We start from the raw sequence: 16088 nt of genomic DNA, 5'->3' as shown, positions 1-16088 counted from the left end.
AGGAGCATGAAACTGGGCGATTTGAAGGTTCACACTCTTGCAATTCCACTTCGCGAACCAATCCAGTTTTCGTGGGAGCCTTTCCCACATCCCGTTTACGTTTTCAGCATAGTAGAGGTTGAGGCGGGTGGATTCAAGGGATACTCTGCGATTGAGTTTGGTGCAGCCTACAAGCACTTTCTCGAAACGACGGTCAAGCTTACGATTCAAGGCTTAGACATTGAAATTGAAGACGTTGATGCAAGGCTGCTTGAGGTGGGCAGCTGGGCGATTCAGAGGCTTGGAGCACTGGAGGTTGCCATATGGGACCTGATTGCTAAAAGGGAAGGTTTGCCGCTTTACAGGCTGCTCGGTGGTGGTAGAAGGAAAGTCAAGGTTTACGCAAGCACAGGCAGGTTGCTTTCAGCAGAAGAAACCGTGAAAATGGTTGAAAAGTACGCCGAGCTCGGAATAGATGTGGTGAAGCTGAGGTTCAGGAGAGAAAGGATCAATGAGGACCTGGAGGTGCTGAAAGCCGTAGCGAGGGAGTTTTCCGATGTTAAGATTTCAGTTGATGCAAATCAGGCTTGGAGCTACACACCACCCTACTGGAGCAGGAAAAAAGCAATGAAGGTTGCCAAGGAGCTTGAAAACTTTGAAGTTCTCTGGCTTGAGGAGCCGCTCTGGAAGGATGACGTAGAGGGATACAGGTGGCTCAGGGAAAACACCAGCATTGAGATTTCTGGAGGAGAGCTGGAGCATGGCATCCAGAGGTTCAGAATGCTCATTGAAGGGGGAGCTTTTGACATCGTTCAGGCAGATGCGGTTTATTCGAACGGAATACAAGAGTGCAGAAAGGTCGCCGCTCTTGCTGAGGCCTTCAACCTCAAGTTTATGCCCCATGCGTGGGACCCGGGACTGGGATGGCTCGCTAACCTGCACCTCGCCGCTTCCCTTCCGGAGAAGCTATGTCCCTACATCGAAACACCGCTCGACCCCCTCTGGTGGAACGAAGTGATGTTTGGTGTGCTTAATGGTGAGGTTGAGCTGGAGAAAGGCTATGCAAAGCTTCCTGAGCAACCCGGCCTCGGCTTTGAGCCTGATGAGGAGAAAATGAAAAAATTCAGAATTGCTTAACCGTAGCCCATGAAGGGCTTTGTTGCTGCAACCTGCATTCTCTCGGTCCTCATTTTCTCCTCGAATCTCTCGTAGAAGTTCAGCATGGCCTCGTTGACGCTCGGCTTTATCTTCTTCAGAGCCTCAAGGAAGTGCCTCATCTCCACCTTCTCCGCGTTGATGTTTTCCCTGATTGCCAGCATCACAGCCTCTCTGCAAATCGCCTCGATGTCCGCTCCAACGTACCCTTCGGTCAAATCAGCAAGCTCCTCGAGGTCAACGTCTTCGGAGAGGGGCATGTCCCTCGTGTGAATCTTGAATATTGCCAGTCTGCTCTTTTTGTCCGGTGGGCGGACGTAAACCATTCTGTCGAATCTGCCCGGCCTGAGCAATGCGGGGTCGAGAATGTCCGGGCGGTTGGTTGCGCCAATAACTACAACTCCGTGCAACTCCTCGAGACCGTCCATCTCAGTCAGAAGCTGGTTGAGCACCCTCTCAACTGCTCTACTTCCTTCGTCTATGCCTCTCATTTGGGCTATTGCATCGATTTCGTCGAAGAAGATTATACAGGGTGCAACCTGCCTCGCCTTCCTGAATATCTTCCTCACAGCCTTCTCACTCTCTCCGAGCCACTTGCTTAGAATCTGCCCTCCCTTGATGCTTATGAAGTTCGCCTCACTTTCGTTGGCAACAGCTTTGGCAATCAGCGTTTTACCAGTTCCCGGCGGACCGTAGAGCAGCACACCTTTCGGCGGCTTAATTCCGAACTTCTTGAACTTCTCAGGGTACTTCAGCGGCCACTCCACAGCCTCAATTATCTCCCTCTTAACGTCCTCAAGCCCTCCAACGTCGTTCCAGGTGACCTTGGGTATCTCAACGAAAACTTCCCTCATCGCAGAGGGCTCAATTTCTCTGAGAGCATCCATGAAGTCGTCCCATGTCACTCTGATCGATTCGAGCAGCTCTATCGGAATCTCGTCCTCGTTGAGGTCAATCTGCGGCAGGTACCTCCTAAGAGCCTTCATTGCAGCCTCCTTGCAGAGAGCCTCTATGTCTGCCCCAACAAATCCGTGGGTTTGATCAGCAAGGCTGCGGAGCATCGCCTTAGTTATCTCAACTTCAAGCTCGTCGATTACTTCCTGCGGGAGGAGATTTTTCACAGCTCCTTTCACTTCCTCCTCCGTCTCTGAGTTCTTTATCTCGTCGTAGAGGAAATCGAGATTCTTTATCAGCTCAGGGTCGTCAACCTGCCTCTTGAATCTCTCAATCGCATCGAGGACGAACTCTCTGCTGTACTTAGCCTCCAGTGGCATGTTCCTCGTGTGTATCTGGAATATCTCGTATCTGCCCTCTCTGTCCGGCACTCCGATCTCAATCTCCCTGTCGAACCTTCCCGGCCTTCTCAACGCTGGATCGACAGCGTCAATTCTGTTCGTTGCGCCGATGACTATAACCTGCCCTCTCTCCTCAAGCCCGTCCATCAGAGTCAGAAGCTGAGCGACGACTCTTCTCTCAACTTCTCCGGTGACCTCTTCTCTCTTAGGAGCGATTGAGTCGATTTCGTCTATGAAGATTATCGACGGAGCGTTCTCCTTCGCCTCTTCAAAAATCTCCCTCAGCCTTTGCTCGCTTTCTCCATAGAACTTGCTCATGATTTCCGGACCGTTGATGGTGAAGAAGCTGGCCCCGATCTCGTTCGCCACAGCTTTGGCAATCAACGTTTTTCCAGTTCCCGGCGGACCGTAGAGCAGCACACCCTTCGGCGGCTCGATTCCGAGCCTCTGGAAGAGCTCCGGATACCTTAAAGGCAGCTCTATGACCTCTCTTACCTTCTGAAGCTCCTCTTTTAAACCTCCTATGTCTTCGTAAGTGATTCCGGCCTTTCCGAACCTCTCGAAGCCCTTTGCCGGTCTGTCCCTGTAAACGACCTTGGTTGTCTCGTCGATGACCACAGGGCCCTTGGGCTCGGTCTTGACTGCAACGAAAACCACAGCTTGGTTCTGCTGGTTGTACCTTCCAAATCCCGAAAGGGCCGGAGAGCCAACGAGAGGGACTAAATCTCCTTCAACAACCGGTCTTTTCAGAAACTGGTGCTTGAGATACTCCCCAATATCGACTCCGTAAATCCTCAAATCCATCTTCTTGAGGGGGGCGAGGATTACGGTTTTTGCGGGCTGGTACTCAACCTTCCTAACCTTGACGACATCCCCAACACCAACTCCGGCATTCTCCCTTATGAATCTGTCAATCCTTATGATGTTCTTCCCCCAGTCCCTCTTCGGAGCTCTCCAGACCTTTGCAACGGTCTTTCTGGCCCCCTCTATTTCTATTATGTCTCCGGGGGAGATTTGAAGCTTTAACATTGTGTCCGGGTCCAATCTTGCTATTCCTCTTCCTGAATCACTCGGATACGCCTGATTTACCTTTAGCGTGATTTCCATATTATCACCCATCAATCTTTTACACCTAAACAGTTTTTATTTTAGAGATAAAAAAGGCTTGTGGTGATTTGATGAAGGTTGCAATATTCGATGCCTTCAACGGGGCGAGCGGGGACATGATTCTCGCATCACTGCTCGGCGTTGGTATTAGTGAGGAGGAAATAGATGAAGTTGTGAAGGCTCTCGGTATTGATGTGAATTACAGTATGACTACCGTCAGTGTTAGGGGGATAAGCGCGAGGAGGGTTGAGGTTGAAGAGAGAGATGGAGAGAGGAGCTTTAAGGAGGTTTTGGAAATTATAAGGAGCTCAAATTTGGAGGAGGGAGTGAAGAAAAATGCCATCGCAGTTTTCGAGCTAATTGCCAGAGCTGAAGGAAAGGTGCACGGAAGAGACTACAGAGAAGGTGTTTTTCATGAGGTTGGGGCTGATGACGCAATTTTTGATGTGGTTTGCTGTGTAAAGGCTTTTGAAAATTTAAAGACTGCTGGATACGAATTCTTTGCCACACCGGTTAGGGCGGGGTCAGGATTCGTCGAGTTTTCCCACGGGAAGTATCCCGTTCCTCCTCCGGCTGTGCTTGAAATACTCAAGAGCTCAAATCTGGAGGTGGTGATGGATGGTGAGGGGGAGCTTTTGACTCCTACCGGCGCGGCAATCCTCTCCCACTACTGCAAACCGCTCAAGCCCTTCCCCATCAGGGTAAAGGAGGTTTCTTACGGCGCCGGAAAGAGGGAGACTGACGTGCCAAACGTGCTGAGATTGATTCTCGGTGAAACTGCCTTTCACGACAGCATTGTAGTTATCGAGACAAGTGTGGACGATTTGAGCGGGGAGATGATTGGCTACGCGATGAAGAAGCTGCTCGAAAGAGATGACGTGCTCGATGCTGTGATAATCCCAGCTTACGGCAAGAAAATGAGACCTGCAAGCATTTTAAAGGTCATCTCTCCTACGCACAGGTCAGAGGAGGTTGCTGCGGAGGTCATGAGGCTCACCGGTAGCCTTGGGATAAGAATAATACCCGTTCACCACAGGTTGATTTCGGAAAGGATGGAGGAGGTAGTGAAGGTTGAGATTAGCGGCAAGGAGTTTGATGTGAGGGTGAAAAGGTCCTACCCGGGATTCAGACATCTCAAGCCGGAGTTCGATGACATTGCGGTGATAGCGGATGAGCTGAACATTCCGCCGCATGTCGTGTACAGAGAGATTGTAAGGAAGATTGTCGGTGCAGAGAATGCTGATTCCAACGGGCAGTAAGTGCATAGACTCTCTTCTCGGAGGAGGAGTTGAAACCGGAACGGTTACTCAGATATACGGCCACGGAGGTACGGGGAAGACCACTTTGTGCTTGATGCTGGCAAAAAATGCAGCAGAGCAGTTCAAAGTTGCGTACATCGACACGGAAGGTCTTTCGGGGGAGAGAGTTAGGCAGATTTTCGGTGATGAGAGGCTTTTCTCCAACGTCTTCGTTTACGAGGTTTACAGGTTCAGGCAGCAGGGAGTGGCGATTCAGGAGGCGGAAAAGCTCTGCAGAAGCGAGAAGGTCAAGCTAGTTATCGTTGACTGCTTCACCTCCCTCTACAGGAGCGAGCTTGAGGATGACAGGAAGCAAATAAAGATAAAGAGGGAGCTAACGTCACAGCTAACCTTCCTCCTCGGAATGGCGAGGAAATACGATGTGGCCGTGGTGATAACCAACCAGATGTTTACAGATGTTGGCTCTGGAGTTGACCGCCCCCTCGGCGGGCCGAGCCTTGAGCACCTTTCAAAGGTCATAATCGCCCTTGAAAGAAGTAATGAGCTGAGAAAAGCCACGCTTATCAAGCACAGGTGGATGAAGGAGGGAAAAAGCTGCTTTTACAGGATTACCGACAGGGGTATAGAGCCCTAACTACTTCAGCAGAGGTAGGTTGCCCGTAACCTTGTCAATTTTCCTCTCCTCATCTGGGCCTATGACGACAGCGGTAATCGTTCCGGGAGGGACTTCAGTCAGCCCGGCGTCCTGCACGAGCCCGGTTACAAGGCCAAGCGATTCCGCTTTGTGCTTGATCCCCAGCAACTCTTCGAGGCTCTTGACCTTCAAAACGACCTTTTTCTGCCCTTCATCGAGCCACTTCCTCCTTAAACTGCTGTCAGACTTGAGGTAGCCAATAATCGCTGCATGGGCAACCTGAACCGCAAGCTTTCCTCTCGATAGCTTCAAGTCATCCCTGACTACAATCACCTGCTTCAGAGTCATTACTCCCCTTCCTCACCAAAACCGTAGGATTTCAACTCTTCGAGGGTTACGGGCTTTGACTTTTCCTCCAGCCACTTCCTTCCCAATTCTCTTGCCTCCTCCTCGTCGAATTCCCCGATGACTATTCTACCGTCCTCTACGGATTTTATGCTCTTCTTCGGAACCGCAAGAAACTCCGTCCCAACTTTCACGATCAGGTAATCGCCATAAACGTCTATGCTCTCCCCGAAGCTCTCCTCACCTTTGAAAACGTACATGCATATTAAATCCATGCCCAATGTTCTCTGCAATCTTAAAAGCTTTGCTCCGGTCGGTTTTTCAGTTGGCTTGAGGATGCAGCTATAGAGTTGTATGGGAGTAAAAAGTGAATATTGCAGCTAAGGCAATACTTAGCAGTTCTAAAGAACGGTTACACGCAGAATATGGCATGGACCGGTGGGGATTTGAACCCCAGGCCTTCGCCATGCCAAGGCGACGCTCTACCAGACTGAGCTACCGGCCCTTGGATGAGTTGCTCTAAATGGGATTATAAAGCTTACCTTCAGTCCAGATCTGTAACTGTAACTCTCCAGTATGCGCTGACCAGAGCCGCAGCTTTGGGGTTCTTGAATCCCTTGAGCAATCTGAAGTCCTTTGGATAACCTATGAAGGGGTCTATAGTTTTCTCGTCCGGATTGACAACCCAGATTTTTAGTCCGGCCCTCTTTGCATCCTCGGAGTATTGCTTGAAGAACTTCAGGAACGGGTTGAGCTCGTTTTCAGTCGGCACGATCACCACGTAGTCCCCGTCCACCTCATCCACCATTCTCAGGTGGATGTCGACATCCTCAAAGGTGTCATCAATGGTGGAGAAGAACGCGTAGTAGTTTCTCCCGTCCTTTGTGTACTTTCTCATGTATCTTCCTTCAGCCTCATAGCCTTCAAAAAAGCGGTCGGTCACTTCCCTCATAATGTCAAAAGCATCGAGAAACTTCTTTGACTGCTTGTATTCGAAGTAAGCCTGTTCAAAATCCTCCTTTTCAGGCTTTATTACGTGGGGGTGGTAAAACAGTACGTCTCCGATCTTAACCTTTTCCGAAAAGTGGAGACTTTTGAGGGTGATCGGGCAATCAATAAGGCTGCATGTAACATCTTCAATCAATTCAGCATCGATGCCGACGAGCCTTGCCCCCATAATTTTCAAAGCGCACCTAATCGCTTTTCTCCTTATCTCTTCCTCAGTAACCGCCTTTCTTCCGGCCAGCATTTTTGAGAGTTCCTCTACAATTTCAACATCCATAAAATAGAGTTTCTGGGGGTTAATATATCACTTTCGTGGTTTATTGCAGAGGGTCAACTCCGATGTTAAATGTCTCGATGAGGGAGAAATCTCCGCCGAACGTCAGGTTAACGTGCCTAACTTCTCCAGCAGAGATGCTGCCAAACTCCCACCAGTAGATGTCGCCATCATTGCCGCTTGAATCGAAATCACCTTCTGCCGTTAAAACGAGGCCGGATGGTTTTATCCAGTAAAGTTTGACGTTGTTCGCCTCCTCAAGAGCCGTGATTGTGATGTTTGCACCACGGAAAGTTATAGCCATCTCGGCTCTCACTTTAACGGGTTTTGTCGTTACGCGGGCATCTGGACCGAACTCTGAAGTGTTTCCGTTGAGTATTGTTAAAGCGGTTATAAGGGAGCCAACCTCTGCACCTTTGCCCGCTACGTTCAACTCTCCCCGGAAGTTACCGCTTGAGTCTGCTGTTAAGGACCCAAGATAAATCCAGCCCTCTCCGTAGAATTTTGAGGATGTGGAACCACCTGAGAGGACATTGTTGCCCGCAAGGTCATCTCCATCAGTTGAGTTGTTGACCATGTAGATTTCCACGGTGGCGCCGGCGAAGCTGGAGCTTCCACTTCCAGCGTTCTCGTCGTTTATGAACCCCTCAATGTGGAGTGAGCTGCCGATAAGCTGTGCTGCGGTTATTACGGGGTAGTCTATTCCGCAGTTTGGTTGAGAGCAGTCGAGCTGGCCGTCGTTTAATGTTACATTGTCTCCCATGTTGTTCGATGTGTCTTCAACATTCAGGTCGATACCGACATAGCCGTTCTTGAAAATGGAGTTTCTTGAAATTTTGATGCCGGTTGGCGTACTTGTGCTGCCAGTAGGTGTGACGAGTATCCCATCTCCAACATTTTCAGCAACGAGGTTGTTTACTATCTCGCTCCCACTGCCCGAAACTCTAATTCCGCTCGGCTCAGCATTCCCCCACCCGTTCTTGACCACAGAGCAGTTCCTTATCGTTATCCTGCCTCCATTGTAGTTGTCGATCCCTGAACCTGAATTGTTTGCCGCAACGCAGTTCTCGAAGATGACGTTTGAGGCCCCATTCACAGCAATGAAACCGTCAAGATTGCTTCCGCTTAAGGCGTTGTAGTATGCAATACTGTTCACCGCCTTTCCAGAGTTAACTCCTGAACCCTCGAATCGAATTCCCAGACCTCCGTTGTAAGCGGCAATTGAAGAGTTAACTGTGGTGTTATTTGAAAGAATTCTGATTCCGTGACTTGAAATCCTTGGGAAGCCTGAATCCGAAGGGTCAGAACCATCCGCCCTCAAACCAGCAAAGACTTTATCGAGCTGAGAATCATCTCCATAAACCTCTATTCCGTTTGAACCACTGAAAACGCTGACGGAGCTTACATGAGCCTTAGCAGTAAAGTTGAGCACTGGAGAGCCAGCAACACCAATAATCTCGATTTCTGGCTTTGGTATTGCATTTAACCTCGGCTCGTCACCGCTGAAAGGCACTCCATCGCTTCCAACACCAACGGGGATTGATTTGCTACACGCTACGCTTTCGAGGGTGTTGGTGGAGTAGTTGTAGAGCAGGCAGTCTGGGTTGGAGTTGTTTACGGTCATGTCAGCGTTTAAAACGGTTCCGTTGAGCTCCACCTCATCGTTGAAATTTGGTAGAGAGCCGAGGGTGGAGTTGACTGTTATGCTCCACCATTTGCTGTCAGAAACCTTGTTATTTGGCTCAACAGCCATTACGAAGTACGAACGCTGCTTTCCTGCAATGGCGTTGGAGTTGGCTATGAACTGTCTCAAGCAGCCCTGACAGTACCTCTCTGAATCAACTTTTGTTGTAAGTGTGCCGGATTTGTTGAAAACCCAATACGCAACCTGTTCAGTACCATGGCTTCTTTCACCATCTCTGATTTGATCTTCATCAATTGAAAGATTAAGTTTATTGCTAACAGGGACTTTGGGACAAAATTACCTCACCACCCTAACAGCAAACACATTGTGCCACAGCCCAACAGCAAACAAAGCCATCTCTCTCCTGTCCTCCCTCCTCTGCCTTATCAACCATCCAAATCTCCTCTTATCAGCAGAAAATCCTGCCTCACTTAAGTTCCTCTTGAAGTACCTCTTCAGAAACCTATAAGGAGCTTCAACAATCCTCTCGATAACCCTCAACCAGTCAAATCCTATTCTGGCAAGATTTCGCTTTGGAATGACGTAGACAGCTGTCTCAGCATCAAACAGCCTCAGAGTCTTCCTACTGCTGTAATACTTATCCAGAGAAATCGAGTTTACCTTCACCCCCATGCTTTTGAGCATTCCTAAAGCCTTCTCAAAGGCATCTTTCTCAGATCTGTCAGAATAGCCAAAGCCAACGTACATTCCCGTATCGATGTCAATTATCCTGAAAACGTATCTGAAGTCTTTACCTTTCCTTTTAGGATTGCTTCTATAGTGCTTAGTGATGGTTAGGCTGTATCCTGTCCCATCTCCTGAAAAATCTCCTGAAACTCCTTCCTCTCTAAGCAGAAGGATGAAGAGGTTGTGTAAAGCCATTCTAACTTCTTCATCCGAGTATAATCTTTCTATCGTTTTGTAGCTAACCTTTATCCCGAATAAAGGTTCAAACAGCTCTAAAAGCTCCTCAATATCTCTGTTTGATTTGTCCATCAGCCTTGCAAACAGAAAGAGCATAACTCTCTTCTCCAGATCAACTTTCTTTGGTCTTCCCACCCTCTTTTGCACGGTTATCACAGAAATAGCCTCTCTAACGTATTCAGGGAGTTTTCTCAGCCTTTCCTTAACAACTTCTCTCTTCCTCTCCCATTCTGTGTACGGATACTTTTCCTTCTCCTCCTGTCTTATCTCCTCTGCAATTTCATCCAAAACATCCAGAAGTTCCCTTACAAACTTCCCTGTCACTCTGAATCCAAGGTTCATGTTCTGATTCCAACCAAAAAGTATTTAAGTATTTCTATGGATATACTTAACATGAGGAGGGTTGAAGTGAAGAAGGGAGATTTTGTTCTGAAAGAGGAGGTTGAGGTTGTTTTCGAGAAGAGAGTCACGCCTTTCGGTAATTCAGCAAAGGTTGATGTGCCCAAGAGGTATATTGGGTGGAGAGCGTATGTGATTGTTGTCAGGGATTAAAGGAATTTTGTCCCAAAACCTGCTAACAGGATTTGAACCGTATAATACAGCCCAACCTCCGTTTCCACCATCCATAGCATTTTGAGTGGTTATCGCAACTGAGTAATCACCGCCTAAGGAGTAGCTGAAGGGTGGGCCGTCATCAACTCCCCTGATGGAATCGGCGCCGAGATCCGCTTCGTAACTCATGCCATTAACAACCCCACTTCCGGCTTCAACGACTATCACACCCAGAACTTCGGGATTTCTCGTTATGTCTGTATCCTCACCAACATGCTTTCCGACGTAAAGGTTTGAAGAATCTGGAGGGTTTTGCCTTGTTCCATTACTGCACCAGAAAGCCGACCAGTCGGGATCGTTGTAGCTCATAACCTGCCCCAGAACTACTGGGTTTGCATAGCTCCAGTTGTAAGTTAGGTGCTCCAATCCTGAATTCCAGCTTCCACGACGATTTGTCTCATCACTCACCACCCTGTGAGCCTCAACCTTTGTTCCATCGCTTAGAGTCCAGTTCCCCTCCTCCATCACGATGCAGTGCACGTCTGATGGTGTTGGTGTCGCAGAATCTCCGGGATTCTGAATCCTTATCTCAAAGCTGTAATGCTGAACATTCCTTATCCTTACAACTGCTGGTGGATCAGAACTGCTCGGGAGGTTGTAGGTGCACACTATAACGGGACTTTCATAGTAGTTGTGAAGGTAAACCGTCTTCCAGCTCTCGCCAACGTTCTCTACTATAAATACCTCCCCAATGGGCTTCAAACTCTCTTCCTTTTTGTCTTCGATGTTAACGATGACCTCAAAGCTGAATCCAAAGTCTATACTTTCTCCATTGTAGTTGTTGAGGTTTAAGGCTGTATAGTGCTCAAAGTTCAGCCCGAAGGAGTCGCTTTCCTCCGGATCCTGCCCGCCAAATTTCTGAACAACAACCCAGCTGCTCTCATCCCATTCAGTCTGATATGTTTGCTCTGCCCAAGTGCTTTCCACCTTATAACCTGAATTTAATCCTCTGAAGGATGTCAGCGTTCTTGAATCAACCACTATGAAGTAGGTGGCAGAGACATTAACTGGAGAGAGTCTGAAATAGCCGGTAGAGTTTGTCGTGTCAATGCCCACAATCTTATCGTTTTCATCCAGCAAACCGTTTCCATTGTCCTCATAAAGGGCAACGCGCACGTTTGAGAGCCCTATATCCTCCCCATTGTTCTTCCCAAGAGGGAACAGGTCTTCAAGCACTCTCCCTGTTACTATCTTCCCCACCGCAACGTAAGCTGTGGATGTTGAGGTCACACCATTCGACTCAACTCCAGTTACATTTACCCTGTAAAATCCGGGCACAGGTGCAGTAAAGGTGAAGTCGAAGAGCTTCCAGAGTGAGGGGCTTGAAGGGTCAGTGGTGTTGAGGTTCATGGTTGTTGAGATTAGAAGGCTTCCGTTGGGGTAGAAGACTTCAATTCTCGCTTCAGATATGTCGTAAGAGCCTATGGGGTCTGTTACGTTAGCGTAAACTGTAACATCGTTTCCCGAAACAACCGATTGAATCTCTTCAACGTTAACGTAGGTTGATGTGTGGAGAGTAATGTTCGATGAATAAGTTTGGGACATGGATACCGTCATGTCGCTGGATGCGATATTTTCAACTCTCAATACAATGTAATCTCCTCTCCGGAACTCAAATGGGGAGGTGAGAGGGATTTTGAAGGTGTAGAGTGTGGGTGTGGTGGTTAGAGTGAGAGTGGTCGAGTTTGCGCCGATAAGGTATGACGTGGTTCCGGTTGTTGACAGAACCTGTACTCTAACCTCGTGAGTTGATGAGGTTGAACTGCTGAGCCATAAGTTTACGGTCACGTTATCGTAAATCCTGAAATTGTCTGCGAAAACCGGGTTCTGATACCACGAGTGGAGAGAGTTGGCCACGATCTGTATTTGAGATGGAGTGGACTCTGCAGATGTGTTCAAAACAGAATCTCCGTGGAGATAGAAGGTCTTAATCTCTGTTGGAGGGGGTGGGGTGGATGTTTGGATTGTTGCAGTATCGAAAATTGATGCGTCAGTTGTGGAGGTAAAGTTGAGCTGGGTGAAGTCGCTTACCCCCAGCTCTGCGGAGGATGGTATTTCCTTAGATACGTTGATGTAGCTCGTCCCCTGTGGGATTGGTATGTCGGGTATGCCGTTGGAGTTGGTGTCATAATTCGAATCAACAAAATCCCAGAAGGAGTCTCCATCTGCATCTTCTGCAATTTTCACCCCGCTTACATATATTGCCGTGGGCCAACCTTCTGAAGTGCCCTCAATCCTTACATCGAACCTCTGGGAGGAAAGACCATTGATTGCGGTTAGATTGTGGAACGCTTCTTCGCCGGGATTTGCAGTTAATGGTTTGTCAGGCTCGACAGTGAATCCAACAATGTTGACGTAAATCCACTTTTCGTCGTTAGTAGTGTTCTGGTCGTTGGAGAGATTCGTTCTGAAGCTGACTTTGTATGTTCCGTAGCCAAGCGATGAGATGTCGAGCGGGAAGGAAACGTTGGCTGTTTCTGCATCGGGGACGGAGAGGTTGACAGTCTTTGAGCCCTGATAGCTGTAACCTCCACCGACCTTTGTAATGTTGAAGATGACCTCAAGGTTGTAGGCATCAACTATCCCGAAGAGAGCTGCGGTGGCGTTGAAGTAAACAACTCCCTGCGAGGGGTTCAGATTTGAGTTGTTTGCTGGAGCGTCTATGGATAGAATTCCGGTATCGTAGAGCTTTGACTTTCCGTCGTTTATTTGTGCGACCATGTCCTCCTTAGTGAATCCGAGTCCCCAGATGACCGGAACAATCCACATCTCTCCCGGAGCGAGAGAGGGTTTATCCCATGCCAGAGCGACTCCTGCGTCTCGATAGTAGGAATTCCGATTTTGAAGATTGTCTTGGTCTATTCCTGTCCATATGTCACTGTAGTAATTTCCAACGTCATGTGCAGAGCTCGGAATATTTGAGGAGAAACCACCATACTGAATGTCTCCCGGTGCAGCATTTGAATCATAACCATAGACAGTATCTACACTTGAATTGTAGAATCCATAATCATCACTAAAATCTCCGTTAAAGTTCCAGTCCATTCCCTGAAAGAATCTTAGGTTCGTTATGGTTGTACTTCCAATGTTTTCAATGTAGTAAATTGTAGCAAACCATCTGCTGTTGTCTCTGATTATGACCTTCTGGGTGATGTTAACCTGAGAGTTCTGCCAGAGGGGGGTTTGCATTTTTGTGGTGATTACACTTTCAACAACTCCGTTTGGAGCAGTGTTTAGCGGTGTGTCCTCTCTGCTTATCTGGTTAATTAGGTCATCACCGAGCGGCTCAGCTCCATTTAAGTGATCCCACCAATTTCCAAACTCTCTCGTGTTCCCGCCAGAAGAGAACCTAATAGCGATTTTAGAACCGGCATCAATATCCAAATCATAAGCATATCCATAATCCTCAGTTCTTCCAGCGTGGTCGTAGGAGGTTATTGTTGCATCGTCATCTCCTTCGGAGTAAGGGAAAATAATGGCCGAAATTTGTCCACCCTCTGAATAAGGTCCAGAGTAAGCCAGCTCAACCGCTATCGACCTGTTCGGTCTTGGTGGGTAGAGGGAGATGTCGTACCCCCAAATGGGATCGTCGTAGAAGTAAAGGGTATTGTTCTTAACATACCACCTCAAATCTCCCTCCAACTCGCCGGTGCTCCTGTTAACATGGACGGTGTTGACAATCCTCCTCCCGTCATCTCCTATAATCCCCTTAACCCTGTAACCTTCAGGAATCTCAACGCTGAACCTGTACCACGTTTCCAGCTTGTTGTTAACTTCCAGCCTTATCATGTCCTTCTTTACCCTTTTAGTTTTGATTTCTGTGCTCAAAACATCAGGCGTTAAATTGAATTTTTTGATGTTTTCCTCAGTTGCGGGAACTTCAAGTTCAACAAGTTTGACTTTTTTCTTTCTTTCCTCGGTTGAAGCTATCTTAAACTTTCCGTCCTGTTCCTCCTCCAGCTTTTTAATCACAATGACCTTTTTTACCGGGTCAAAGGCAACAATCTCCCCTTTCTCTTCCTTTGGCGGTTTGGGGGTGACTTTCACGATCTTAAGAACATTCCCGCATCTCAGCTCAACTTCTTTGGCTGCCTTCTTCAGCAAAATCTCGAAGCTTCCGTCATCAGCCACCTTTGCCTTTCCCTCTTCCTTCCCTGCTTTGTAGTAAACGTAATCGGGCTTAACAAAATGCCATTTTATTGTACCAGCAACAGCCGAACCATTAAAGCTCGCATTTATCGAGTAATCGTCAACCACAAAGCTCAGATTGAACTCATCCACCCTCAAATTGTATCTCCCAATCTCCTCTGCCCCAATCTCAGCGATGAACGCCCCCTCCCTCTCCGAGAAGTTCAGCCGAACAGTCTCGTTAGAGGGAGTAACTATGTAGGCCTCTTCGGGCATGAAGGTTGCTCTCACCTCAACAATCTCTCCCAAAAAGCTGAAATCGTCCACCTCAACGTTCCTCGCCTCCGCAACGCTGAAGTTCATCTCATAGCGGGAGTTTCCACACTCAAAAACAGCCCTGAAATCTCCAGTCCTGTTTACGGGAATGTTGAAATTCCCCCCAGCAACCCCTTCCTCGGAAAAGTTCTCTCCAGCAATAAGATACCTTACCTTTGGGGTGGTGTAGAAGCTCCTCGCCTCACCCCAAATCGCCCCATCCCCGAACTCGGCTGAAACCTCGCAAAAATCGACAACGAACTGCTTCACAATTCCATCAACCAGAACGGTGTAGTTACCCAGAACGACGTCCTTCTTCAGCTCGTATCTCGCCAAATACTTTCCGTCCTCCTCAACGAACTCAAGCTCCTCCTTTTTTCCATCGGGCCCGACAATCAGCCCCTTCTTAGGCTTGAAGTTGGTAACAACCTCAACCGTATCGCCCGCAAAGTAAACTCCGCCAACCTCAACAACCTTCTTTATCGCCTCTATTTCAACGCTCTCCTCTGCCCTCAGCCCGTTATTCTCAGCGATCAAATGCAGAATCCCGCTGACGTTGCTGAAGCTGAGGTTAAAGGTTCCATTAACCTCCAGAACCCTCTCCTCTCCTTCATCAAACCAGTAGCTCAGGTTCGCCTCAGTTTCGACACCATTAAGCAGAACTCTGCCCTCAACAAAGGCCGTTTCATTTACAACCTCAACCCTGTCAAGCACGATGCTCAGCTCAGCCTTCAGCTTTACCCTCTCAACGGCATTCCCGCATCTCAGCTCGACTTCTTTAGCTGCCTTCTTCAGCAAAATCTCAAAGCTCCCGTCCTCAGCCACCTTTGCCTTTCCCTCTTCCTTCCCGGCTTTGTAGTAAACGTACTCGGGCTCAGCAAAGTAGTAGCTGACGTTTCCAACAACCTTGCCATTGAAGTAGGCAGCTTCAATTGAGTAGCTGTCCACGTAGAATTCTGCTGAAACGTTGTCCGCAAAAAGAAGATACTTACCTAGTACAACATCCTTCTTCAGCTCAAGCTCCGCCTCAAAGCCCCCTTCGCTTTTTCTGAATTCCAGTCCGATAACCTTGCCTGCCGGGTCAACCAGCTTTGCCTTTAAGGGCATGAAATTTGCCTTTAGAATTACTTTATCTCCCGGAAAGTAAACTTTCTCAACAGAAATTGTTTTATTGACTGTTTCGTTGCCTATATTGCCTGAAAATTCCACACTACCGGCTAAGTTGGAAACGAGAAATACAACAACCGTGAGTGCGAGCAAAGCGCTGACTTTCATCCAACTCCCTTAAAAGTAATTACGCTATATTAAAGCTTTTAGCTAATGACCATAATAGTTATAAGGCAACCTTTTGAAAAGCGTTTTTAAACTTGAA

General features: G+C 48.0%; 11 protein-coding genes and 1 tRNA gene. 4 read left to right on the top strand and 8 right to left on the bottom strand.

The features are described 5' to 3' along the window. Nucleotides 1–6 precede the first annotated feature (6 nt). The gene (locus AF_RS10565; protein WP_048064762.1) at nucleotides 7–1116 is read left to right on the top strand and encodes a mandelate racemase/muconate lactonizing enzyme family protein; all 1110 of its coding nucleotides are present in this window, start codon (nucleotides 7–9) and stop codon (nucleotides 1114–1116) included. On the opposite strand, the gene AF_RS10560 is transcribed toward AF_RS10565, so the two are convergent. After that, entirely contained in the window at nucleotides 1113–3536 is a 2424-nt protein-coding gene (locus AF_RS10560) for a CDC48 family AAA ATPase (RefSeq protein ID WP_165693599.1), read from the bottom strand. The two genes, AF_RS10565 and AF_RS10560, sit on opposite strands and share 4 nt — an antisense overlap. A gap of 71 nt (nucleotides 3537–3607) precedes the next feature. On the opposite strand from AF_RS10560, the gene larC reads away from it, so the two are divergent. Then, nucleotides 3608–4795, top strand: a complete 1188-nt coding sequence (gene larC / locus AF_RS10555) for a nickel pincer cofactor biosynthesis protein LarC (protein ID WP_010879588.1) — start codon at nucleotides 3608–3610, stop codon at nucleotides 4793–4795. Further along, the gene (gene radB, locus AF_RS10550) at nucleotides 4773–5429 is read left to right on the top strand and encodes a DNA repair and recombination protein RadB (protein ID WP_048064529.1); all 657 of its coding nucleotides are present in this window, start codon (nucleotides 4773–4775) and stop codon (nucleotides 5427–5429) included. Before larC ends, radB begins: the two co-directional genes overlap by 23 nt. On the opposite strand, the gene pth2 is transcribed toward radB, so the two are convergent. The 6 genes from pth2 to AF_RS10520 all read right to left on the bottom strand — a co-directional run bounded on the left by pth2 (nucleotide 5430) and on the right by AF_RS10520 (nucleotide 10003). After that, nucleotides 5430–5777, bottom strand: coding sequence for an aminoacyl-tRNA hydrolase (gene pth2 / locus AF_RS10545; RefSeq protein WP_010879586.1), 348 nt, complete (start codon nucleotides 5775–5777; stop codon nucleotides 5430–5432). It abuts the gene before it with no gap. Beyond that, on the bottom strand, nucleotides 5777–6049 hold the full coding sequence (locus AF_RS10540; RefSeq protein ID WP_010879585.1) for a DUF5749 family beta-barrel protein: 273 nt from the start codon (nucleotides 6047–6049) through the stop codon (nucleotides 5777–5779). The genes pth2 and AF_RS10540 overlap by 1 nt, the downstream gene beginning before the upstream one ends. A 156-nt stretch (nucleotides 6050–6205) precedes the next feature. Next, nucleotides 6206–6279 (bottom strand) — tRNA-Ala (locus AF_RS10535). A gap of 39 nt (nucleotides 6280–6318) precedes the next feature. Then, nucleotides 6319–7056, bottom strand: coding sequence for a hypothetical protein (locus AF_RS10530; RefSeq protein ID WP_010879584.1), 738 nt, complete (start codon nucleotides 7054–7056; stop codon nucleotides 6319–6321). A gap of 40 nt (nucleotides 7057–7096) precedes the next feature. Continuing rightward, nucleotides 7097–8866: a right-handed parallel beta-helix repeat-containing protein gene (locus AF_RS10525; RefSeq protein ID WP_048064528.1), complete on the bottom strand. Its 1770-nt coding sequence runs from the start codon at nucleotides 8864–8866 to the stop codon at nucleotides 7097–7099. A 168-nt stretch (nucleotides 8867–9034) separates the two neighbouring features. Beyond that, on the bottom strand, nucleotides 9035–10003 hold the full coding sequence (locus AF_RS10520; RefSeq protein WP_010877790.1) for an ISNCY-like element ISA1214-1 family transposase: 969 nt from the start codon (nucleotides 10001–10003) through the stop codon (nucleotides 9035–9037). A gap of 51 nt (nucleotides 10004–10054) precedes the next feature. Between AF_RS10520 and AF_RS10515 the strand changes: the two genes are divergently transcribed. Continuing rightward, nucleotides 10055–10213 carry a DUF2080 family transposase-associated protein gene (locus AF_RS10515; protein WP_010878145.1) on the top strand — a complete coding sequence of 53 codons (159 nt, stop codon included), beginning with the start codon at nucleotides 10055–10057 and terminating at the stop codon, nucleotides 10211–10213. Here the strand turns inward: AF_RS10515 and AF_RS12460 are convergent. Next, nucleotides 10145–15991, bottom strand: coding sequence for a hypothetical protein (locus AF_RS12460; RefSeq protein WP_010879582.1), 5847 nt, complete (start codon nucleotides 15989–15991; stop codon nucleotides 10145–10147). The genes AF_RS10515 and AF_RS12460 overlap by 69 nt on opposite strands. Nucleotides 15992–16088 lie beyond the last annotated feature (97 nt).

The sequence above is a fragment of the Archaeoglobus fulgidus DSM 4304 genome, from assembly GCF_000008665.1.
Taxonomy (GTDB): domain Archaea; phylum Halobacteriota; class Archaeoglobi; order Archaeoglobales; family Archaeoglobaceae; genus Archaeoglobus; species Archaeoglobus fulgidus.
This window is presented reverse-complemented; position numbering and strand designations above follow the sequence as displayed.

What these genes read in the sequence shown, in the direction of transcription:
- AF_RS10565 (WP_048064762.1), top strand. Translation starts at nt 7, where the DNA reads ATGAAACTGGGCGATTTGAAGGTTCACACTCTTGCAATTCCACTTCGC.
- AF_RS10560 (WP_165693599.1), bottom strand. Translation starts at nt 3,536, where the DNA reads ATGGAAATCACGCTAAAGGTAAATCAGGCGTATCCGAGTGATTCAGGA.
- larC (WP_010879588.1), top strand. Translation starts at nt 3,608, where the DNA reads ATGAAGGTTGCAATATTCGATGCCTTCAACGGGGCGAGCGGGGACATG.
- radB (WP_048064529.1), top strand. Translation starts at nt 4,773, where the DNA reads ATGCTGATTCCAACGGGCAGTAAGTGCATAGACTCTCTTCTCGGAGGA.
- pth2 (WP_010879586.1), bottom strand. Translation starts at nt 5,777, where the DNA reads ATGACTCTGAAGCAGGTGATTGTAGTCAGGGATGACTTGAAGCTATCG.
- AF_RS10540 (WP_010879585.1), bottom strand. Translation starts at nt 6,049, where the DNA reads ATGGATTTAATATGCATGTACGTTTTCAAAGGTGAGGAGAGCTTCGGG.
- AF_RS10530 (WP_010879584.1), bottom strand. Translation starts at nt 7,056, where the DNA reads ATGGATGTTGAAATTGTAGAGGAACTCTCAAAAATGCTGGCCGGAAGA.
- AF_RS10520 (WP_010877790.1), bottom strand. Translation starts at nt 10,003, where the DNA reads ATGAACCTTGGATTCAGAGTGACAGGGAAGTTTGTAAGGGAACTTCTG.
- AF_RS10515 (WP_010878145.1), top strand. Translation starts at nt 10,055, where the DNA reads ATGAGGAGGGTTGAAGTGAAGAAGGGAGATTTTGTTCTGAAAGAGGAG.
- AF_RS12460 (WP_010879582.1), bottom strand. Translation starts at nt 15,991, where the DNA reads ATGAAAGTCAGCGCTTTGCTCGCACTCACGGTTGTTGTATTTCTCGTT.